This is a genomic window from Stenotrophomonas maltophilia, assembly GCF_023518235.1.
In the GTDB taxonomy this organism is placed as follows: domain Bacteria; phylum Pseudomonadota; class Gammaproteobacteria; order Xanthomonadales; family Xanthomonadaceae; genus Stenotrophomonas.
In genome coordinates this window covers 277,050-298,254 of the sequence record NZ_CP090423.1, presented here as the reverse complement: position 1 = coordinate 298,254, position 21,205 = coordinate 277,050, and the positions used below count along the sequence as shown (strand labels likewise).

At 67.5% G+C, this 21,205-nt stretch carries 16 protein-coding genes; 2 read left to right on the top strand and 14 right to left on the bottom strand.

What is annotated here, in order from left to right:
• Positions 1 to 10: 10 nt before the first annotated feature.
• Entirely contained in the window at positions 11 to 916 is a 906-nt protein-coding gene (locus LZ605_RS01540) for a LysR substrate-binding domain-containing protein (protein WP_249843578.1), read from the bottom strand.
• A 118-nt stretch (positions 917 to 1,034) separates the two neighbouring features.
• On the opposite strand from LZ605_RS01540, the gene LZ605_RS01535 reads away from it, so the two are divergent.
• A complete protein-coding gene (locus LZ605_RS01535; RefSeq protein WP_249843577.1) occupies positions 1,035 to 2,024 on the top strand; it encodes a zinc-dependent alcohol dehydrogenase family protein in 990 nt (329 codons plus the stop codon).
• Between the two features lie 37 nt (positions 2,025 to 2,061).
• On the opposite strand, the gene LZ605_RS01530 is transcribed toward LZ605_RS01535, so the two are convergent.
• From LZ605_RS01530 to ligA, 7 genes are all read right to left on the bottom strand, one after another.
• Entirely contained in the window at positions 2,062 to 4,608 is a 2,547-nt protein-coding gene (locus LZ605_RS01530; RefSeq protein WP_249843576.1) for a membrane-bound PQQ-dependent dehydrogenase, glucose/quinate/shikimate family, read from the bottom strand.
• Positions 4,609 to 4,733: 125 nt separating this feature from the next.
• Positions 4,734 to 7,433, bottom strand: coding sequence for a DNA gyrase subunit A (gene gyrA, locus LZ605_RS01525; RefSeq protein ID WP_249843575.1), 2,700 nt, complete (start codon positions 7,431 to 7,433; stop codon positions 4,734 to 4,736).
• Between the two features lie 261 nt (positions 7,434 to 7,694).
• Positions 7,695 to 8,759, bottom strand: a complete 1,065-nt coding sequence (gene mtnA, locus LZ605_RS01520; RefSeq protein ID WP_249843574.1) for an S-methyl-5-thioribose-1-phosphate isomerase — start codon at positions 8,757 to 8,759, stop codon at positions 7,695 to 7,697.
• A 47-nt stretch (positions 8,760 to 8,806) separates the two neighbouring features.
• Positions 8,807 to 9,538, bottom strand: a complete 732-nt coding sequence (locus LZ605_RS01515) for a DUF3011 domain-containing protein (protein ID WP_249843573.1) — start codon at positions 9,536 to 9,538, stop codon at positions 8,807 to 8,809.
• Positions 9,539 to 9,677: 139 nt separating this feature from the next.
• A complete protein-coding gene (gene epmA / locus LZ605_RS01510; RefSeq protein WP_249843572.1) occupies positions 9,678 to 10,634 on the bottom strand; it encodes an EF-P lysine aminoacylase EpmA in 957 nt (318 codons plus the stop codon).
• Positions 10,631 to 11,116, bottom strand: coding sequence for a GNAT family N-acetyltransferase (locus LZ605_RS01505; protein ID WP_107232965.1), 486 nt, complete (start codon positions 11,114 to 11,116; stop codon positions 10,631 to 10,633). Before LZ605_RS01505 ends, epmA begins: the two co-directional genes overlap by 4 nt.
• Positions 11,117 to 11,165: 49 nt before the next feature.
• Positions 11,166 to 13,637 (bottom strand): NAD-dependent DNA ligase LigA, encoded by a 2,472-nt coding sequence (gene ligA / locus LZ605_RS01500; protein ID WP_249844979.1) that lies wholly within the window; start codon positions 13,635 to 13,637, stop codon positions 11,166 to 11,168.
• Positions 13,638 to 13,776: 139 nt separating this feature from the next.
• On the opposite strand from ligA, the gene LZ605_RS01495 reads away from it, so the two are divergent.
• Positions 13,777 to 14,907 (top strand): pyridoxal phosphate-dependent aminotransferase, encoded by a 1,131-nt coding sequence (locus tag LZ605_RS01495; RefSeq protein ID WP_249843571.1) that lies wholly within the window; start codon positions 13,777 to 13,779, stop codon positions 14,905 to 14,907.
• A 78-nt stretch (positions 14,908 to 14,985) separates the two neighbouring features.
• Here the strand turns inward: LZ605_RS01495 and zipA are convergent, their stop codons facing one another.
• The 6 genes from zipA to LZ605_RS01465 all read right to left on the bottom strand — a co-directional run bounded on the left by zipA (position 14,986) and on the right by LZ605_RS01465 (position 21,086).
• Positions 14,986 to 15,726 carry a cell division protein ZipA gene (gene zipA, locus LZ605_RS01490; RefSeq protein WP_249843570.1) on the bottom strand — a complete coding sequence of 247 codons (741 nt, stop codon included), beginning with the start codon at positions 15,724 to 15,726 and terminating at the stop codon, positions 14,986 to 14,988.
• Positions 15,727 to 15,772: 46 nt separating this feature from the next.
• On the bottom strand, positions 15,773 to 19,276 hold the full coding sequence (smc, locus tag LZ605_RS01485; RefSeq protein ID WP_249843569.1) for a chromosome segregation protein SMC: 3,504 nt from the start codon (positions 19,274 to 19,276) through the stop codon (positions 15,773 to 15,775).
• A 235-nt stretch (positions 19,277 to 19,511) separates the two neighbouring features.
• Positions 19,512 to 19,961: a 50S ribosomal protein L9 gene (gene rplI, locus LZ605_RS01480; RefSeq protein WP_107232960.1), complete on the bottom strand. Its 450-nt coding sequence runs from the start codon at positions 19,959 to 19,961 to the stop codon at positions 19,512 to 19,514.
• Between the two features lie 104 nt (positions 19,962 to 20,065).
• Positions 20,066 to 20,296 (bottom strand): 30S ribosomal protein S18, encoded by a 231-nt coding sequence (gene rpsR, locus LZ605_RS01475; protein WP_249843568.1) that lies wholly within the window; start codon positions 20,294 to 20,296, stop codon positions 20,066 to 20,068.
• 11 nt (positions 20,297 to 20,307) lie between these two features.
• A complete protein-coding gene (rpsF, locus tag LZ605_RS01470; RefSeq protein WP_107232959.1) occupies positions 20,308 to 20,745 on the bottom strand; it encodes a 30S ribosomal protein S6 in 438 nt (145 codons plus the stop codon).
• Between the two features lie 212 nt (positions 20,746 to 20,957).
• Positions 20,958 to 21,086 (bottom strand): CbrC family protein, encoded by a 129-nt coding sequence (locus LZ605_RS01465; protein ID WP_249843567.1) that lies wholly within the window; start codon positions 21,084 to 21,086, stop codon positions 20,958 to 20,960.
• Between the last annotated feature and the right edge of the window lie 119 nt (positions 21,087 to 21,205).

Genomic DNA, 21,205 nt, shown 5'->3' with positions numbered 1-21,205 from the left:
GATGCCTGCGCTATCGCCGCGCCATGCTCTGCTCATTGAACCGCGCCACGCAGAAATCCAGGAAGCTGCGCAGCTTGGGCGTCAGCTGGCGATCGCGCGGGTACACCAGGTTGATCGAGGTCGACACCGGCACGAAGCCGGGCAGCACTTCCACCAGTTCACCGCGCGCGAGTGCGGCGGCCAGCATCTCGTGCGGCTGCAGGATCAGCCCCAACCCACCCACCGCAGCGGTCAGCAACGGCTCGGCCTGGTTGACCATGAAGCGGCTGGACACCGGCACGGTCAGCACACCGCCGTCGGCATCGAGGAAGCTCCAGCGGGTGCGGATGATCGAATGCGCGAAGCCCAGGCATTCGTGCCGGCTCAGGTCGCTCGGGTGGGTGATGGGTGGACGCGAGGCCAGATACCCCGGTGCCGCACACAGCACCAGCGGATACGGACCCAGCCGCCTCGCCACCAGTCCGCTGTCGGCCAGATCACCGGTGCGGAACACCAGGTCGTAGCCGTCTTCGACGATGTTGACCAGGCTGTTGGACAGATTCAGATCAACCTGCACGTCTGGGTAGGCCTGCATGTAGGCCACCACCGCCGGGCCCAGCGCATGCACGCCGAAGGTGACCGGCGCGCTGATGCGCAGGCGCCCCATCGGCCGCCCGCGCGCCACTTCGGCCAGCTGTTCGGCGCCCTCCACTTCCTCCAGGATCACCCGCGCCCGCGCCAGATAGGCCTGGCCGAAGTCGGTCAGGCTCTGCTTTCGCGTAGTGCGGTTGAGCAGGCGAACGCCCAGGTGCTGCTCCAGCGCCTGGATGTGCTTGCCGACCAGCTGCGGCGACAGGTCCAGCGCGTCGGCGGCAGCGGCGAACGAGCCGACCTCGGCCACCTTGGCGAAGGTCCGGAGCGGAACGATCAGGTCCATTGCAAACGGATGTTTTCCAATGAAACGCCAGATTACCCCTTATTCTGGATGCAGACCACGCGCATAGTGGCCGCCACGCCCCCGCCGGCCCGCGCGCCGGCCCTTCCCAGGAGCCCCCATGAGTCAGGTTGTCCGCATCCACGAATATGGCAATGCCGATGTGCTGCGCATCGACGAGGTCGACGTTCCCGCCCCCGCCGCCGACGAGGTGCAGATCCGGGTCAAGGCGATCGGCCTGAACCGCGCCGAGGTGATGTTCCGCAACGGCGCTTATCTGCAGCAGGCACAGTTCCCCAGCCGCCTGGGCTACGAAGCGGCCGGCGTGGTCGAAGCGCTCGGCAGTGCAGTGAACGGCTTCGCCGTTGGCGATGCGGTCAGTGTGGTGCCACCTCTGGATATCGCCCGCTGGGGCACCTACGGCGAGCTGGCCAATGTGCCGGCGCGGCTGGTGGTCAAGCATCCGCAGGCACTGGATTTTGAAACCGCGGCCGCCGTGTGGATGCAGTACGTCACCGCCTGGGGCGCGCTGCTGGAGCAGGCGCATCTGACCGCCGGGGATTTCGTCATCATCACCGCGGCCAGCAGCAGCGTCGGCCTGGCCGCCATCCAGATCGCCAACGCCGTAGGTGCCACGCCGATTGCGGTGACCCGCGGCGCAGGCAAGCGCCAGGCCCTGCTCGACGCCGGCGCCGCCCATGTCATCGCCACCCAGGATAGGGACCTGGCTGCCGAAGTGGCGCGCATCACCGACGGCGTCGGTGCCCGCGTGGTGTTCGATCCGATCGGCGGCCCGCAGTTCAATGCACTGACCGATGCAATGGCGCGCGGCGGCATCCTGCTGGAGTACGGCGCGCTGAGCAGCGAACCGACGCCGTTCCCGTTGTTCAACGTGCTGGGCAAATCACTCACGCTGAAGGGCTACCTGTACTCGGAAATCGTCGCTGATGATGCCGCGCTGGCGCGGGCCAAGGCCTTCATCGTCGACGGACTGGACAAGGGCATGCTGGTGCCGATGATCGCAAAGGTGTTCCCGTTCGCGCAGATCCAGGAAGCACACCGCTATCTGGAATCGAACGAGCAGATCGGCAAGGTGGTGGTGACGGTGTGATCCGACGCCATGCAATGGGGGCGGCCGATGGCCGCCTCTATTTCTGCCCTGCCGGCAACGCAAATGCCATCACGTAATCGCCCTTCGGGGTTTCCATGAAATGGTGTCCGCCGGCCATGATCACCACATACTGGCGGCCGCCCTGTTCGTACACCATCGGGTTGGCCTGGCCACCGGCCGGCAGCTTGGCGTGCCACAGCTCCTTGCCGGTCTTCAGATCAATCGCGCGCAGCAGATCATCGGTGGCGGCGGCGATGAAGATCAGGCCGCTGGCGGTGATCACCGAACCGCCATTGTTCGGCGTACCGATTTCGATCGGCAGGCCGGAGCGGATGCCGAACGGCCCATTGCCGCGTGCACTGCCGAACGGGCGATCCCACAGCAGCTTGCCGGTACGCAGGTCGATGGCGCGGATGCCGCCATAGGGTGGTTGCTTGCACAGCAGGCCGGTGAACGGCACCCGCCAGCCGGCGTTGACCTGGATGGCATACGGCGTGCCCACCTGCGGATCACCGGCGCCCTCGCCACCGCCCTTGTCGGCGCGGATCTTCTCGCGCGGCAGCCAGCCCCGCCGGTCGGCCTCCGCACGCGGTACCAGCCGGTTGTAGTTGGGCATGTCGTTGTAGTTGGCCACGATCACGCCACGCCGCGTATCGATGGAGACGCTGCCCCAGTCCGAACCACCGTTGTAGCCGGGATACTCGATGGAATGGCGGTCGCTGCTCGGCGGCGTGTAGAAGCCTTCGTAGTAGGCCTTGCGGAACTGGATGCGGCAGACCAGCTGGTCGATCGGGGTCAGTCCCCACATGTCGCGCTCGGTCAGGTCATGCTCGCGCCGTAGCGTGTGGTACAGCGAGAACAGCTGGGTGGGCGAACGCTGTTGCGGTTCGACACCGCCAACTGGAACCTTGCGCTCTTCGGCGGCGCTGAGCAGCTGACCGTTGCGGCGATCAAGGATGTACAGGTCGCCCTGCTTGGTCGGCAGCAGGATCGCCGGCACATTGCCGGCCGCGGTCGGGTAATCGATCAGGCTGGCCTGCGAACCCAGGTCGTAATCCCATACATCCTTGCGCACGGCCTGGAAATGCCAGACCGGTTTGCCGGTGGCCACATCGAGGGCCACCAGCGAGGTGGAATAACGGTTCTGCGCTTCGCTGCGCGAGCCGCTCCAGTAATCGCCGGCGGCATTGCCCAGCGGCAGATAGACCAGGCCCAATGCCTCATCACCGGTGGCGGTGGTCCACATGTTGGGCGTACCGCGCGTGTAGGTCTGTTCGCGTGGCGGCAGGCCGTTGCGCTCGGGCTGGTCCATGTCCCAGGCCCAGCGCAGCTTGCCGCTGATCGCGTCGTAGGCCTGGATCACCCCCGACGGCGCATCCCGGCGCTGGCCATCGAGCACCTGGTGGCCGGTGACGATCACCCCGCGCACGATGGCCGGCGGCGAGGTGATCGACACATAGCCCGGCGGCACCTCGCCCATGCCCAGGGTGATGTCGACCTGGCCGTTGTTGCCGAAGCTGGCGCAGGGGCGGCCGCTGTCCGCATCCACCGCGATGATGCGGCCGTCCAGGGTGCCCTCGATGATGCGCGCCCAGCAGGCCGGATGGCTGCCGGGTGCGGCATTGCGGGTGACGGTGGGCGGTGGCTCGGGCAGCGCCAGATCGGCGGCCACGTCGGCCAGCACCGTATCGGCGATGGTCGGCGTGCTGGGTTGTTCGTAGTAGCTCACGCCACGGCAGGCGGCGGTATAGGGAATCGAAGCGTCCCTGACCTTCGGATCGAACCGCCACAGCTCCTTGCCGCTGCCGGCATCGAGGGCGATCAGGCGGTTGCGCGCGGTGCACAGGTACATGCGGTCGCCAATCTTCAGCGGCGTGGTTTCCGCGCCCCAGCGCTTCTTCGGCAGATCACCGGTTCGGAACTGCCAGGCCAGCTGCAGCGTGCCGACGTTGGCCGGCGTGATCTGCTGCAGCGGCGAGTAACGGGTGGCGGCGTTGCTGCGGCCCCAGGCTGGCCAGTCGCCGTCGGCAGGCTGGTCGGCCGGCTGCAGCCCGGTGGTGTCACGGGTCGGTTCCAGGCCGGCGCTGACCGCGCCTTCCGGGAACGGCTGATGCCCATCCACCTCACCCTTCGGCGCAAACGCCAGACCGAAGGCGGCCACGAACACCAGCAGCAGCACAGCGGCCACCGCACGCGAGAGCCGCCTGGAAACCGGCGTACGCAGGGTCGGCGCCAGCAGCGCCAGCACGATGCCCAGTGCGGTCACCAGACCCAGCCGCGGCACCCATCGCCAGTAGTCGCTGCCCGATTCCCACCCGGTCCACAGCAGCGTTCCGATGAACACCAGCGCGTACAGCGACGCGCCACTGCGCCGGTTGCCGAACAGCAGAATACCGCTGGCCAGCAGTCCGGCGCCGGCGATGGTGTAGTACGCCGAACCTCCCAGGCAGAGCAGCCACGCGCCGAGGCCGCCGATGACCAGGCCAAGCACGACCAGCAGCAGCGACAGCACGGTCACCAGCGGATGGCGGGATACAACGGGGGCGGCGGACTGCGGCGTGGCGGACTGCGGCGTGGCGGACATCGTCGATCTCCGGGGCAGCATGGCCTGTTATCCCACCGTCGCTGTGAAGTGCGCGTGCGGTGAGCGCCGGATACAACAACGCCGGCACGAGGCCGGCGTTGTTGAGGTGGCGTGGCGAGGCGGGCTTACGCCTGCGGCGCGTCCTCGCCCGGCGCGGGGGCTTCGGCCGGGGCGGCGGCAACCACCTCGTCCTCGTCCTCGTCGATCGAGGCATCCATGCGCTCCACCGCCTGCAGCTTCTCGTCCTTGGACAGGCGGATCAGGGTGACGCCCTGGGTGTTGCGGCCGACGCGGCTGATTTCCGAGCCGCGGGTACGCACCAGGGTGCCGCCGTCGGAGATCAGCAGGACCTCGTCGCTGGAGCCCATCAGCACCGCGGCCACCAGCTTGCCGTTGCGCTCGGTGGTCTGGATGCCGATCACGCCCTGCGTGCCACGGCCCTTGCGCGGGTAATCCGGCAGCGGGGTGCGCTTGCCGTAGCCGTTCTCGGTGGCGGTCAGGATGTACTGAACGCTGGCGTCGTCGGCGCCGTCGATCACCGCATCGCCATTGGCAGCGGCTTCCTCGACACCGTTGTCGTCCTCGTTCTCGTCCTCGATGCCACCGGCACTTTCGGCCACGATCAAGCTGACCACTTCCTCGCCGGCCGGCATCTTGATGCCGCGCACGCCGGTGGCGGTACGGCCCATCGAGCGGACCTTGTCCTCGCCGAAGCGCACGGTCTTGCCGTTGGAGGCGAACAGCAGGATGTCGCGCTCACCGTCGGTCAGGCCGACGCCGACCAGCGCATCGCCCTCGTCGAGGTTGATCGCGATCTTGCCGCGGGCCAGACGGAAGGCGAACTCGCCCAGCGGGGTCTTCTTCACCGTACCGTTCTTCGTAGCGAAGAACACGAACTGGCCATCGGCGTACTCGCGCACCGGCAGCACGGCCTGCACGCGTTCGCCCGGTTCCAGCGGGATCCAGTTGATGATCGGGCGGCCACGGGCGTTGGAACCCGCTTCCGGCAGCTGGTAGACCGGCAGCCAGAACACCTTGCCCGAACTGGTGAAGGTCAGCAGCGTGTCATGCGTGTTGACCAGCCACAGCTGTTCGATGAAATCCTCTTCCTTGGTCGCCGCCGCACTGCGGCCACGGCCACCGCGGCGCTGCGCGCGGTACACGCTCACCGGCTGGCGCTTGACGTAGCCGGCGTGCGACACGGTGACCACCACGTCTTCCGGCGCGATCAGGTCGAGGATGTCCAGGTCTTCTTCGCTGTGGCGGATCTCGGTACGACGCTCGTCGCCGAACTCGGCCTTGACGCTGACCAGCTCTTCGCGGATCACCTGCAGCAGGCGGTCGGGATCTTCCAGGATGTGGATCAGCCCGGCGATCACTTCCAGCAGCTGCTTGTACTCGTCGGTCAGGCGGTCCTGCTCCAGCCCGGTCAGGCGGTGCAGGCGCATTTCCAGGATCTGGGTGGCCTGGATCTCGGTCAGCTGGTAGCCGCCCTCGATCAGGCCCACGCCCTTGGGCAGATCTTCCGGACGCGACGCTTCGGCACCGGCGGCGCCCAGCATCGCACCGACCAGGCCCGGCTCCCACACGCGTGCCAGCATGCGCTCGCGGGCTTCGTTCGGGTTCGGCGAGGTCTTGATGAGTTCGATCATCTCGTCGATGTTGGCCAGCGCGACAGTCAGGCCTTCCAGCACGTGGGCACGGGCGCGCGCCTTGCGCAGCTCGAACACGGTGCGGCGGGTGACCACTTCGCGGCGGTGGCGTACGAACGCCTCCAGCATCTGCTTGAGGTTCATCAACTGCGGGCGGCCATCGACCAGCGCCACCATGTTGATGCCGAACACCGATTCCATCTGCGTCTGCTGGTACAGGTTGTTCAGCACAACCTCGGCAGATTCACCGCGCTTGATCTCGATGTAGATGCGCATGCCGTCCTTGTCGGACTCATCGCGCAGCTCGCTGATGCCTTCGATCTTCTTTTCCTTGACCAGCTCGGCGATCTTTTCGATCAGACGCGCCTTGTTCACCTGGTAAGGAATTTCAGTGACGATGATCGATTCGCGGCCGTTGTCGGCCACTTCGATATCGGCCTTGGCACGGATGCGCACGCGGCCACGGCCGGTGCGGTAGCCGGCGACGATGCCGGCGGTGCCGTTGATGATGCCGGCGGTCGGGAAATCCGGGCCCGGGATGTACTCCATCAGGCCATCGACATCGATGTCCGGGTTGTCGATCAGCGCGATGCAGGCGTTGATCGATTCGCTCAGGTTGTGCGGCGGGATGTTGGTCGCCATGCCCACCGCGATACCGGCCGAACCATTGACCAGCAGGTTCGGGAACCGGGTCGGCATGACCGTCGGCTCCAGTTCCTTTTCATCGTAGTTGGGTTGGAAATCGACGGTTTCCTTGTCGATGTCGGCCATCAACTCATGCGCGAGGCGCGACATGCGCGCTTCGGTGTATCGCATCGCTGCCGCCGAGTCGCCGTCGATCGAACCGAAGTTACCCTGGCCATCGACCAGCATGTAGCGCAGCGAGAACGGCTGTGCCAGGCGCACCAGCGTGTCGTACACCGACTGATCGCCATGCGGGTGGTACTTACCGATGACGTCACCGACGATACGCGCCGACTTGAAGTAGGGCTTGTTGCTGTGCGCGTTGAGTTCATTCATCGCAAACAGCACGCGGCGATGCACCGGCTTGAGGCCGTCGCGCGCATCCGGGAGCGCGCGGCCCACGATCACGCTCATGGCGTAATCGAGGTAGCTCTTGCGCATCTCGTCTTCCAGGTTGACCTGGATGATTTCCTTGGCGGTTTCTGCCATTCGGGTTCCGTTGTCTGGTAGCGGTCCAGTCCGGCGCAGCCCTCTGCGGGAGGGGGTCGCGCCGGAACCTCGATTCAACCTGTGGATACTACCACAACGGACCGTTTTCCGCCGCCTTTTACGGGGATTTTACCGGCACAAATCAGGAACTTAGGGGGTTCAGCCGCCCCTGTAGAGCCGGGCCCATGCTCGGTTGCGGCGGATTCCCCGGCGGAGCCGAGCATGGGCCCGGCTCTACAGGCATCCTCGCCCCTGCCCCCCTCAACCGCCGAAGGCGGCGCGCATGTTCTCGGCGGTCGGGTTCAGGATCACCCCGCGTTCGGTCACGATGGCGTCGATCAGCTCGCCCGGGGTGACGTCGAACACCGGGTTCCAGGCGGCGATGCCTTCGGCCACGGTGCGGGTGCCGCCCACGCCATACAGCTCGCCCGGGTCACGCTGCTCGATCTCGATCTGGCTACCGTCCACGGTGTCCATGTCCACCGTCGAGGACGGCGCCACGACCATGAACTTCACGCCGTGGTGGCGGGCGGCGATGGCCAGCTGGTAGGTGCCGATCTTGTTGGCGGTATCGCCGTTGGCGCAGATGCGGTCGGCACCGACGATGACCCACTGCACAGCGCCGGTCTTCATCAGGTGCGAGGCCGCCGAGTCGGCGATCAGGGTGGCGTCGATGCCGTCCTGCTGCAGCTCCCACACGGTCAGGCGCGCGCCCTGCAACCACGGCCGGGTCTCGCCGGCGAACACCCGGGCAATGCGGTGCTGGGCCATGCCGGCTCGGATCACGCCCAGCGCGGTGCCGAAGCCGGCGGTGGCCAGCGAACCGGTATTGCAGTGGGTCAGCACGCCGCTGCCGGCCTCGATCAGGCCCGCACCCAGCGCGCCCATGTGGCGGTTGGCGGCCAGATCCTCTTCGGCGATGGCCTGCGCTTCGGCCTCCAGCAACATCTTCCAGTCGGCGCCTGCGGCACTCAGGCAACGGCGCATGCGCGCCAGCGCCCAGGCCAGATTGACCGCGGTCGGGCGCGAGGCGTTCAGGCGTTGCAGTGCCGGCTCCAGCTGCTGCAGGGCATGCGCGCCATCGGCGGCCTGCACCCCGCGTGCCGCCAGCACCACGCCCCAGGCCGCGGCAATACCGATGGCCGGCGCGCCGCGCACGGTCAGTGCGTGGATGGCCGAGGCGACCTCGTCACTGTCATGGCAGACCACGTGCTCGACCACGAACGGCAGCTTGCGCTGGTCCAGCAGTTGCAGGGCATCGCCGGTCCAGAGGATCGGGCGGATGTGGTCGTAGCGGGCGTAATCGATGTCAGGGGCAGTGTTCATGGGCCCATTGTAGGGCCACGTCCTGCGCGGTTGGAGCCCGCCGGGGCTCAATTCACCGAGAATTCGGCGCGGCAGCCGCCGTCCACCCAGATCCCGTTGCGGCTCCAGCCCCAGGTGCTGCCCTCCTCGCAGGGCGTGCTGGACAGCTGCTGGGACACCGCCGCGCCGACGGAGATGCTCGCCCCGCAGAAGCGCCGCTTCTTCGATTTCGATTCGCAGGTCAGCCGGCGCGGCATATCGACGAAGCGGCCCTGCTCATCGGCCACTTCGAAATCGCCCTGGCAGCCACGGCTGGTCCACACTTCGTTGCGCTTGTAGCCCCAGCCCTGCCCTTCGCGGCACGGCAGTACGGACAGCTGGCGCAGCAGGCGCACCGGCGCCCCATCCAGGCGGACCGGGCAACTCTGCGGGCGACCATTGGACTCGCAGCGCACCACGCGGCGGAACTGGCGTTTGCCGTCGCTGCCGGCCGCTGCCGCGGCCCCCGGCGCACGGCGCGCACGGAACTCGGCGCGACAGCCAAGGGTGACCCATACGCCACTGCGATCGGTCCCCCATTCGCTGCCGCGGATACAGCTGTTGCTGGACAGCTGCCGGATCAGGTCGACGCCATTGGCGACCTCGATATCGCAGTGCACCCAGCCCATGTCGCGTGATTCGCAGGTGACCACTTCCTCGTCATAACCCGGCTGCTGGGCGGACGCGGAGAACGGCAGCCAAGCACCCCAGAGCGCGATGGAGTAGACCGGTACCGCAACAACCGCAAACCACTTGACCAATGCCTTCCCCAACAGGAGTGGACGAATTCCGATGCCAGTGTCCCGCATCGCCCGTGATAAGAGCATCATCCTGCTTGCTGAAGCAAGCGCGTGGATCCGGCAATCCGTTCAGTCTTCGATGTCCGGCAGCAGACGATGTTCATGCATGGGCGAAATCGAACGCCAGCACATCGGCGATGCGCGGCGTGCTCTCCATCGCCATCAGCAGGCGATCCACGCCCACCGCCACCCCCGCGCACGCCGGCATCGACGGCAATGCGGCCAGCAACGCCTCATCCAGCGCCGGCTGCACCTGCCCGCGTGCATGACGCCGCTGCTGGTCACGCAGGAAGCGTGCACGCTGCTCGTCGGCATCGTTCAGCTCGTGATATCCGTTGGCCAGCTCGACCGAGCCCAGGTACAGCTCGAACCGTTCGGCCAGTGCCGGCGAACCGGGGCGGATGCGCGCCAGCGCTGCCTGGCTGGCCGGCCAGTCATGAACCACGGTCATGACGCTGTCATCGAAGCCAGGCTGGATGCGATGGGTCATCAGCAGGTCCAACCAATCGTCTCGGGTCAAGCCGACCGGATCGATGTGCACCTCGCCCAGCGCGGCGCGCAGCGCCGATTCATCGGCATCGAACGCGTCGATGCCCAGGTAGTGCTGGAACAGCTCCCGGTAGCTCAACACACGCAGCGTCGCCGTACGGCCGACCAGGGCCAGCGCCTGGTTGACCAGCTCGGCAGTTTCCTGCACCAGACGATGGTGATCCCAGCCCACCCGGTACCACTCCAGCATGGTGAATTCGGGATTGTGGCGGCCGCCGGCCTCGCCGTTGCGGAACACCCGGCCCAGCTCGTAGCAATCGCCGACACCGGCCGCCAGCAGCCGCTTGAGCGGATACTCCGGCGAGGTCCGCAACCAGCGACGGCGGCCACCGGCATCGACATGCCCACTGAAATCGGTGTGGAAGCTGTCGATGTTCGGCTCGGTATTGCCCGCCACCGACAGGATCGGCGTTTCCACTTCCAGCACATCGCGCTCGGCGAAGAAGCGGCGCACCAGTGCGTTGAGCGCAGCACGCTGGCGCAGCGCATGCAGCAGGGCCTGGCTCACAGGATGCCCTCCGGGCGCGGGTGGTCCAGCGGCAGCGTCAGCAGGTCGCGCGTGTCATCGATGTAGCCGCTGGCCAGGTACAGGCGGCGGGCCAGTTCGTTGTGGTGGTTCACTTCCAGGCGCAGGCGGCTGACGCCACGGCCACGCGCACGCTGTTCGCAGATGGCCAGCGCCTGCTTGCCGCGGCCACGACCGCGCGCGCGGTGGGCCAGGTACAGCTCGTCCAGCAGCATGAAATGGCCGCCCTGCTCCAGACTGAAGCCCATCGCGATCACCGCGTAGCCGACCACCTCACCGGCCTCGTCCAGCCACAGCAGCACCTCGCCGTTGCGCGGGTCGGCCAGCAGCGCATCCACGCCGCGGCGTACGCGTGCGTCGTCAAAGTCGATCCTGTCTTCGGCGTAGAACTCGCGCATCAGCGCGATCAGCCGCTCTTCGTCGGCACGGGTCGCCAGGCGGAAATCCAGCGGGGCGGTCTGCATCGGTCATCCTCTGTGCTTCATGCCGGGCGGCAAACGCCCGGCGGGGTCATCACTCGTGTTCGGCCAGGTAGGCCAGCAGGCGGTCTTCGTCCCACACCGGCACGCCCAGTGACTGCGCCTTGTCCAGTTTGGAGCCGGCCTCGGTGCCGGCCACCACGAAGCTGGTCTTCTTCGACACGCTGCCGGAGACCTTGGCGCCGAGGGCCTCCAGGCGTTCCTTGGCGGCATCGCGGGTGAGCTGGGCCAGGGTGCCGGTCAGCACGACGGTCTGCCCGTCCAGCGGACCGGCCACGATCTCGGCCAGCGCCGGCGCCTTGGCCAGGATCTGCTGCATCGCCGTCTCGGCAGCCAACAGCATCGCACCATGGCCGTCCGTATCCAGCCATTCGGCCAGTCCACGCGCGGTGTCATCGGGCAGCCCGGCGTTGACGAACTGGCCATGCTCGGCGTCGAGAACGGCCTGCGCGCCGGGAAGCGCGGACACCAGCTTTTCCGCACGCAGGCGGGTGATGCCGGGAATCTCCGATTCGACCAGCAGCTGGGCCAGATCCAGCCCCTCGCGCAGCTTGGCACTGGGCGCATGCACATCACTGATGCGGACCTGGCCGACCTGCAGCAGGTCATCGATGGCCTGCTGGTTGCCCTGCTGTTCGAAGAAATGACCCAACGAACGAGCCACTTCGCCGCCGATGTCCGGCACGCGCTTGAACAGCGGCCACGGCAGGTGGCGGATCAGTTCCAGATCACCGAACCACTGCGCCAGCGCCTTGGCGGTGCTCTCGCCGACGTGCTCGATGCCGAGCGCAAACAGCAGCCGTTCCAGCGTGGCGGCACGGCTGGCATCGATCGCCGCGATCAGGTTGTCGGCCCACTTGGTGGCGATCTTCTTCGTGTTCCACTCGAAGCTGGCCGGCTGTACCAGTGCCTGCGCGCGCCACGCCGGATCGCTGCCGTCCAGTCTGAGCACCGCGTTGAGCACCGCACCACTGCCCTCGGCGGGCAGATGCAGCTTCAGCGCCGCCGCCAGTGCCGACGGATCCTCCGCATCCAGCACCAGCTTGAGGTGCAGCAGCGTATCGCGGCTGAGCCGGTACAGGTCGGCCACGCTCCTGACGATGCCGGCATCGACCAGGGTTTCGATGTACTTGTCGCCCAGGCCGTCGATGTCCATCGCGCGGCGAGAGGCGAAATGAGCAATGGCTTCCTTGCGCTGTGCCGGGCAGGACAGCTCACCCGAGCAGCGCCATGCGGCCGCGCCTTCTTCGCGCACGATCTCCGACCCGCACACCGGGCAGCGCGTCGGCATCTGCCAGGGCGCGGTGCCCTGCGGCCGACGGTCGAGGATGACGCTGACCACTTCGGGAATCACGTCGCCGGCGCGGCGCACGATCACGCTGTCGCCGACACGCACATCCAGGCGCGCGATCTGGTCGGCGTTGTGCAGCGTCGCGTTGGATACGATCACCCCGGCCACCGCTACCGGCGCCAACCGTGCAACCGGTGTTGCGGCACCGGTGCGGCCGATCTGGATCTCGATCGCCTCCACCGTGGTGCTCTGCTCCTGCGCCGGAAACTTGTGCGCGATGGCCCAGCGCGGTGCACGCGAGACGAAGCCCATGGCCTGCTGGCCGGCACGATCATCGAGCTTGTAGACCACGCCGTCGATGTCGAACGGCAGGCCGTCACGGCGCTCGCCGATATCGCGGTAATAGCCGAGCAGGCCGTCGGTGCCCTCCACCACCTTGCACAGTGCACTGACCGGGAAGCCCCAGGCGCCCAGCTGCGCCAGCGTAGCCGAGTGGGTATCGGGCAACTCACCGCCCTGCACCTCGCCGGTGCCGTAGGCGAAGAAGCTCAACCGGCGCTGTGCACTGATCTTCGGGTCGAGCTGGCGCAACGAGCCAGCCGCGGCGTTGCGCGGGTTGGCCAGCACCTTGCCGCCCTGCTGACGCGCACGTTCGTTGTAGGCCTCGAAGTCGGCGCGGGCCATGTAGACCTCGCCCCGCACTTCCAGCACGTCCGGCCAGTCCTTGCCATGCAGGCGCTTGGGAATGTCGCCGATTTCACGCAGGTTGGCGGTCACGTCCTCGCCGGTGCTGCCATCGCCGCGGGTCGCGCCGAGTACGAAATGACCCTCCTCGTAACGCAGGCTGATCGCCAGCCCATCCATCTTCGGCTCGGCCGAGAACTGCAGGCTGCGACGGCCCAGCCGCTCGTCGATGCGGCGCACGAAATCGGCCACTTCCTCGTCGCTGAAGGCATTGGACAGCGACAACATCGGCACCGCGTGGCGCACTTCCGGGAAGCGACCGGACGGACGCGCACCGACCTGCTGGGTCGGGCTGTCGGCACGGGCCAGTTCCGGATGCTCGCGCTCCAGCGCTTCCAGCTCGCGCACCATGCGGTCGTAGTCGACGTCGGGGATCTCCGGCGCATCCAGCTCGTGATAGGCGCGGTTGGCCTGGGCGATCTGCCGGCGAAGGTCTTCGGCGCGTTCGGCGGGGCTGGGGCTCATCGGGATCCGGTGGTTCTGGGATGGCCGGGGATTCTACCTCGCCCGGCCGTCAGGCCCTGTAACGCCGCCGCCCTTGTAGCGTCGAGCTTGCCGCGCGCCACCACCAGCGCTAGCGTGCCCGGGCTGCCCTTCGGAAACCCTGCCCGTGACCCTGCCTGCCTCCCGCCGCCACTTCCTGCAATTGGCCGGTGCCGGCCTCACCCTGGCCGGCGCCAGCCTGCCCCGCCTTGCCGGTGCTCAACCCGCTGCGGCTGCAACGGTGCCCTCCGCACCCGGCGAAGGCGCCGTGCTGCTGAATTTCAACGAGTGCCCGTATGGCCCCTCGCCTGCAGCCCAGCAGGCTGCGCGCGACAGCATCGCCGGTTGCGGCCGCTACCGCTTCGCCCTGGCCGGCCAGGTGCGCGACGCCTTCATCGAGCAGGCGCGAATTCCGGCCGACCATGTCCGCCTCTACCCCGGCTCCAGCGAACCCCTCAATCGCGCAGCGGTCGTATGGACCGGCCCGCAGGCCGGGCTGGTAGTGGCCGACCCGACCTTCGAGACGCTGGGCGAGGTCGCCGCCGCACACGGCGCGCACGTGCAGAAGGTGCCGCTGCGAACCGACGGCGCACACGACCTGCGCGCGATGGTCGCTGCTGCGCATGCGCGACCGACCGGGTTGCTGTATGTGTGCAACCCGAACAACCCGACCGGCTCGATCAGCCCGCCGGCCGAACTGGCCTGGCTGCTGGCGCACAAGCCCACCACTACCCGCGTGCTGGTGGACGAGGCCTACCTGCAGTACAGCGATCAACCGAGCCTGATCGCCGAGGTGGCGCAACGCGATGACCTGATCGTGCTGCGCACGTTCTCCAAACTGTATGGCATGGCCGGGCTGCGCCTGGGCGTGGCGGCCGCGCACCCCGACCGCCTGCGCGAACTGGCCCGCCTGGGCGACAACCCGCTGCCGGTGCCCGCGTTGGCCGCAGGCTTGGCCAGCCTGCAGGATCGGCAACTGGTTGCGCAGCGCCGCCTGCAGAATGCCAAGGCCCGGCAGGCCACCATTGCCTGGCTCGGCAAGCGCGGTTTCAGCTGCCTGCCTTCGGAGGCGAACTGCTTCGTGGTGGACGTGCAGCGCGACGGCGCCGCGTTTGCCAAGGCAATGGCAGAGAACGGCGTGGTGATCGGGCGCAGCTGGCCGATCTGGCCGCAGCGCGTGCGCGTGACCGTGGGAACCGAGGAAGAAATGGCGGCATTCCGCCGCGCGTTCGCCAAGGTGGCCGGCGTCCCGTCGTAAACCGCATCCACGCATGGCGTGGATCTACCGGGGATTGCCGATGGGGTGGGTGCCGACCGTTGGTCGGCACGTCAGGCATTACCAGCGCGGCGTCTTGGTCAGCGGCGGCGCCTGGTGCTGGCGGTCGTAGGCGCGCAGCTCGTCACGGATGTGCGCGATGCGCTGGCGGCCGAGCGCATTGCGGCTATCATCCAGCACCACGCCGTCAAGCAGTTCGGCCATACGCTGCACGGTCGGCAGCATCTTCTCCCAGGCGTCCAGCGCGGTCAGCGGCGCCGGCAGGGTCAGGAAGAAAGCGATGGCCGGGGTTTCCATGGCACGGATGTTGGCCATGTCGAAGCTTCCCGGCTTCATGATGCTGGCCATGGAGAAGATCGGGCCGCGCTCGGGGTGGCCTTCCACCAGGCGGTGGAACACGTTCATGTGGCCGAACACCAGGCCGGTCTTCTCCGCTGCCACCACGATGTCTTCGCCACGCAGCTGTTCGCCCGCGCGGGCGGCCACGAACAGCGAGACGATCTTGTCGAAATCCTGGGTCGCGCGCTTGCCCAGGTCGCTGGCTGCGCCTGCGTCGGTGTCGGCCAGGCCCAGTTCGGCCTGCTCGCCCTCTCCGCCCATGCCGGGTTCGAGGCGGCCACCGGCCACGGCGACGCCATCCTCACCCAGGACCGGCTCGCGACGCTCGCCGCTGGTCGGTTCCGCGCCTTCCACGCGGCGCCCCTGGGGCTTCTTCTTCGGGCGGCCAAACAGGAAGATCGCGGCGATCAACAGCAGGCCGGCGGCCAGGATGCCGATGCGCAAAAGTGCCGTGTCGGACATTCGATAGGTTCTCCGGCTGGTTCATTCAGGTAGTTAGGATGGCACGTCAGGCCGCGCCCGCCAATCGTGCGGCCTCTTCCAGGTCGACACTGACCAGCCGGCTGACACCCGGCTCGCGCATGGTCACGCCCGACAGCTGGTGCGCGGCCTCCATCGTCGCCTTGTTGTGGCTGACGAACAGGAACTGCACCTTTTCGCTCATTTCCTTGACCATGTTGGCCAGGCGACCGACGTTGGCCTCGTCCAGCGGTGCGTCCACCTCGTCCAGCAGACAGAACGGCGCCGGGTTCAGCTGGAAGATGGCAAACACCAGCGCCACCGCGGTCATCGCCTTCTCGCCGCCGGACAGCAGCGAGATGCTGGACACGCGCTTGCCCGGCGGCCGCGCCATGATGGTCACGCCGGTATCGAGCAGGTCCTCGCCGGTCAGCTCCAGATACGCATGGCCGCCACCGAACAGGCGCGGATACAGCGCCTGCACGCCGGCGTTGACGCGGTCGAAGGTGTCCTTGAAGCGGCCACGGGTCTCGCGGTCGATCTTGCGGATGGCATCTTCCAGCGTTTCCAGCGCGGTGGTCAGATCCACATGCTGGGCATCCAGGTACTCCGAGCGCTGCGAGGCCTCGCCGTACTCGTGGATGGCGGCCAGGTTGACCGGCTCCAGCCGGCGCATGCGGCCATCGATCTGGTGCACGGCCTGCTCCCAGTCGCCCAGGCGGGCGTCCTCGGGCAGGGCGTTGAGCACGTCCTGCATGACGAAACCGGCTTTCTCCACAGCGCCCTGCAGGGTCTCGGCACTGAGCACCAGGGCCTGCTGGTCCAGCTTGCGCTGCGAAATGCGCTCGCGCTGCGCCAATGCCTGTTCGTCGCGCTGGTGGCGGGTCTGCTCGTAATTGCGCAGCTCGGCGTCGATGCCATCGAGCAGCGTGCGCGCCTCGGTCAGCACGCGGTCGGCGCGCACGCGTTCTTCCAGCGCATTCTGGTGCTCGGCCTGCAGCGATTCGACCGGTGAATCACCTTCATCCAGCTGCAGGTGCAGCTCACCCAGGCGCGAATCGAGCTGGCCACGCTGGGTGCCCATGCGCTCCAGTGCCTGGCCGAGTGACGCCAGCTGCGCCCGCTGCGATTCCAGGGTCAGGGCCAGCGAATGCGCGCGCTCGCGCACCCCACGTGCGGCATCGCGTGCGAGGTCGCGGGCCTCGGTCAGCTGGCGGCGTTCGCCTTCCAGCCGCTGCCGGGTCGACTCCAGATCGCCCATGCTGCTGACCGCGTTCTCCAGCCGCGAACGGGCTTCACGCGCCTGCTCGCTGTTGGCTTCCAGCGTTTCCTGCAGCTGCTTCAGTTCGCCTTCGATGCGATCGATGCGGCTGCGCGCGGCCTCGACCTTGCCCTGCTGGCCCTGCAACTGGCCAGCCAGTTCGGACACCGCACGATGCGCCTGGTACAGCGTGCGCTGCGCGTCCTCGCGCTGCTGCTCGGCCGCCAGCAACTGCTCGCGGAAGCCCGACAGCTGCTCTTCCAGCGCGGCCTCGCGCTCCTGCAGCTGCTCGATCTGCTCGCGCAGTTCGTTGATCTCGCGCTCGCGCAGCAGTGCACCCTGCTGGGCCGCACCGGAGCGCGACACCCGCAGCCAGCCCCGGCCCAGGCGTTCGCCGCCCTGGGTGATGATCGAATCACCCTCGGGCAGCCCGGACTGCAACGCCTTGGCCTCGGCCAGATCCCGGGCGCCATGCAGAGGCGCCAGCAGCCGGCGGATTGCCGCCGGGCCGCGCACGCGTGCGGCCAGCGAGGTCGGCGCGACCTTCAGCTCGGCATCGTCATGGGCGACCAGCGCGATGCGGCCCTCGCCCAGTTCGCCCAGCGCGTCGACCAGGCGGCCCGGGTCATCGACCAGCACGCCTTCGATCAGCTCGCCGAGTGCGCTTTCCACCGCGTTTTCCCAGCCGGCATCGACCTCCAGGCGCTCGCCGACGCGTGCCGCCGAATCCAGCCCGCGGGCCTTCAGCCAGGCGACGGCCGCGCCCTGCTCCTGGCCAAGCGCAGCCTGCTGCAGGGTTTCCAGCGATGCCAGCCTGCCGCGCAGGGCGTTGGCCTGCTTGCGCAGCTCGGCCAGTTCGTTCTGGCCCGCGCGCTGCTGTTCCTGCACGGCGGCGACACCTTCCTTGCGCTGCTCGACTTCCTCGGTCAGCTCATCCAGTGCGGTCTTCTGCGTGTCGTGCTGCAGGTGCAGCTGCTCGAAGGCTTCTTCCAGCGCATCCACGTCCAGCCCGGCGCGCTCGGCGGCCAGCGCCTGGCGGCGCCGGTCGGCGTCGAGGATCTGCTTGTCCAGGTAGTCCACGCGGGTGCGCTCGACATCGCCAGCGCGCGAAGCTTCCGAACTCTGCGAGGTGTGCTGTTCCCAGCGCTGCTGCCAGCCGGCCAGACGGTCCTCGGCCTCGCGCAGGCTTTCCTGCTTGATCTCGTTCTCTTCCTGCAGCGCTTCCAGCTGCGGACTCGCGGCCTCCACCGCCTCGCGCAGCACGCCCAGCCTGGCCTCATCGCCGCTGATGTGCTGGCCCAGTTCGGCCAGCGCCTGCTGCGTTTCATCGCGCGCCTTGTGCAGGCGCTGCGACAGCTCGCGCTGATGCTGGATCTGCTGCTCCAGGCGCGCCAGCGTGCTGCCCACCTGGTAGACCGCCGCCTGTGCGGTGTTGAGCGCATCGGCAGCCTCTTCGCGGCGCACGCGCGAGGTCTCGATACGGGCCTCGGCGTCGCGCTGGTCAGCAATCAGCTGCTGCAGCCTGGTCTCTTCCTGCGACAGCCCTTCGCGCAGCTTCGACAGGCGACCGTCCAGGCCCCGGAACTCAAGCGCCTTCCACTCGGCATCCTTGACCCGGCGCTCTTCCTGCAGCGCCTGGTACTGCTCGGCCTGCCTGGCCTGGCGCTTGAGGTGTTCCAGCTGTTTGCTGATCTCGTCGCGCAGGTCACCCAGCCGGTCCAGGTTCTCGCGGGTGTGGCGGATGCGGGTCTCGGTCTCCTTGCGGCGCTCCTTGTACTTGGAGATGCCGGCGGCCTCTTCCAGGTACACGCGCAGGTCTTCCGGGCGCGCCTCGATGATCTGGCTGATCATGCCCTGCTCGATGATCGAGTAGCTGCGCGGGCCCAGGCCGGTACCGAGGAACAGGTCGGTGATGTCGCGGCGGCGGCACTTGGTGCCGTTGAGGTAGTAGTTGCTGGTGCCGTCGCGGCTGACCGTGCGCTTGACCGAGATTTCGTTGAACGAGGCGTACTCGCCGGAAATCGTGTGATCCGAGTTGTCGAAGATCAGCTCGACGGTCGCCTGCGAGACCGGCTTGCGGGCGTTGGAACCGGAGAAGATCACGTCGGTCAGCGAGTCGCCGCGCAGGCGGCTGGCCGAACTCTCGCCCATGACCCAGCGCACGGCATCGATGATGTTCGACTTGCCGCAGCCATTGGGCCCCACCACGCCGGTCATGTTGGTCGGCAGGTGCAGGGTGGTCGGATCGACGAACGACTTGAAGCCGGACAGCTTGATCGTGGAAAGACGCATAGAGGTTCCGGACTGGGGCCGGCGAGCGGCCTGCATTTACCCTCCAAGTCATTGATCCTGCTGGGATCGCTGACCGTGGAACAGGTGTGACGCCTTGAGTATACCGATGTGGCCGTGTTCTACGAATGGGGGTGGAGTCCGGGCCCGCTTCCAGCCAGCGGCCGGGCCCACAAAACAAAACGGGCACCCTTGCGGGCGCCCGTTCTGCGGTGATGCCAGGCCTTGCGGCGTGGTATCAGGCTTCGGCGACGATGACGACCTTGACGGTGGTCTCGACGTCGGCGTGCAGGTGAACCAGCACGTCGTACTCGCCGATGTTGCGGTAAGCACCTTCGCCCAGGATCACTTCGCTCTTTTCCAGCGGCAGGCCGGCAGCGGTGAAGGCTTCGGCGATATCGCGCGGGCCGACCGAGCCGTACAGCTTGCCTTCGGTCGAAGCATTGGCGGCGATGGTCACGCTCGCGCCTTCCAGCTTGGCCTTGCGGCTCTCAGCGTCGGCGTGGATGGCCTGGGCCTTGGCTTCGTATTCGGCGCGCTTGGCTTCGAACTCGGCCTTGTTGCTCTCGGTGGCCGGCACGGCCTTGCCCTGCGGCACGAGGAAGTTGCGGCCGTAGCCCGGCTTCACATCAACCAGGTCGCCCAGGTTGCCGAGGTTGGTGACTTTCTGCAGGAGGATCAGCTGCATGGTATTGCTCCAGATGAGTTATTCGTTAGCGAGGCGATGCCCCGCAACAAAGGCTGTCCGAATAGCTGGCACAGCGGGGGCGGCACCGGGCCGCCCCGCCGGCATCAGACGTCGTGGTTGTCGGTGTACGGGATCAGGGCCAGGAAGCGAGCGCGCTTGACGGCGGTCGCCAGCTGGCGCTGGTACTTCGACTTGGTACCGGTGACGCGGCTCGGCACGATCTTGCCGTTCTCGGTCAGGTACTGGCGCAGGGTGCTGAGATCCTTGTAGTCGATCTCCTTCACACCTTCAGCCGTGAACTTGCAGAACTTGCGGCGACGGAAGAACTTGGACATGGGAAGGCTCCTTAGGCGGCAGAAGCGGCGTCGTCGCCGGCTTCGTTGTCAGCGGTGGTGGTGGACTCGCCTTCTTCGTCGTCACGACGACGGCGCTCACCGCGCTCCGGCTTGTCACCCTTCTCGTCCTTGCTCTTCATGATCAGCGACTGCTCGGTGTCAGCCTCGTCACGCTTGATGACCAGATTGCGCAGCACGGCGTCGTTGAAGCGGAAGCTTTCGGTCAGCTCGTTCAGAACGGTCTGGTCGGCTTCGATGTTCATCAGCACGTAGTGGGCCTTCACCAGGTTCTGGATCGGGTACGCCAGCTGGCGGCGGCCCCAGTCTTCCAGACGGTGGATGGTGCCGTTGCCGTTCTCGACCAGCGACTTGTAGCGCTCGATCATGGCCGGGACCTGCTCGCTCTGGTCCGGGTGGACCATGAACACGATTTCGTAATGACGACTCATGTTTTTTCTACCTTTCGGATGTGGCCTTGCGGCCGGACAGCCCCCCGCCGTTGAGACCGCGGTGGGGCAAGGATTCCCGCCAGGGAGGCAGGAAGCCGCGCATTATGGCGCAGATGGGGGTGGCAGGCAACCAGGCGGCCCATGCCGCCGTGCCGACCAAGGTCGGCAGCTACCCTAGGCAGGTAGCGCCGGGCCATGCCCGGCGAGCGTATTCAGCCCAGATCGACGTGAAGGCGGTGCTGGCCGCACTCCAGCCACTGGAACAGGCAACCGACCATCTCACCGTCTCGGGTCAGGTGTTCCAGCACCCAGTCGGCGTCGCCCGGGTTGACCTCCGCCACGTCCGGCCGGACCTGATCCCGGATGGGCAGCAGGTCCTCGCCAGCGGTGTAGAACGGCCCGCGGCAGCGCAGCGTCCGCGGCTGGCCGCAGCCGCCTCAGACCCATCGGCCGCTTCGAA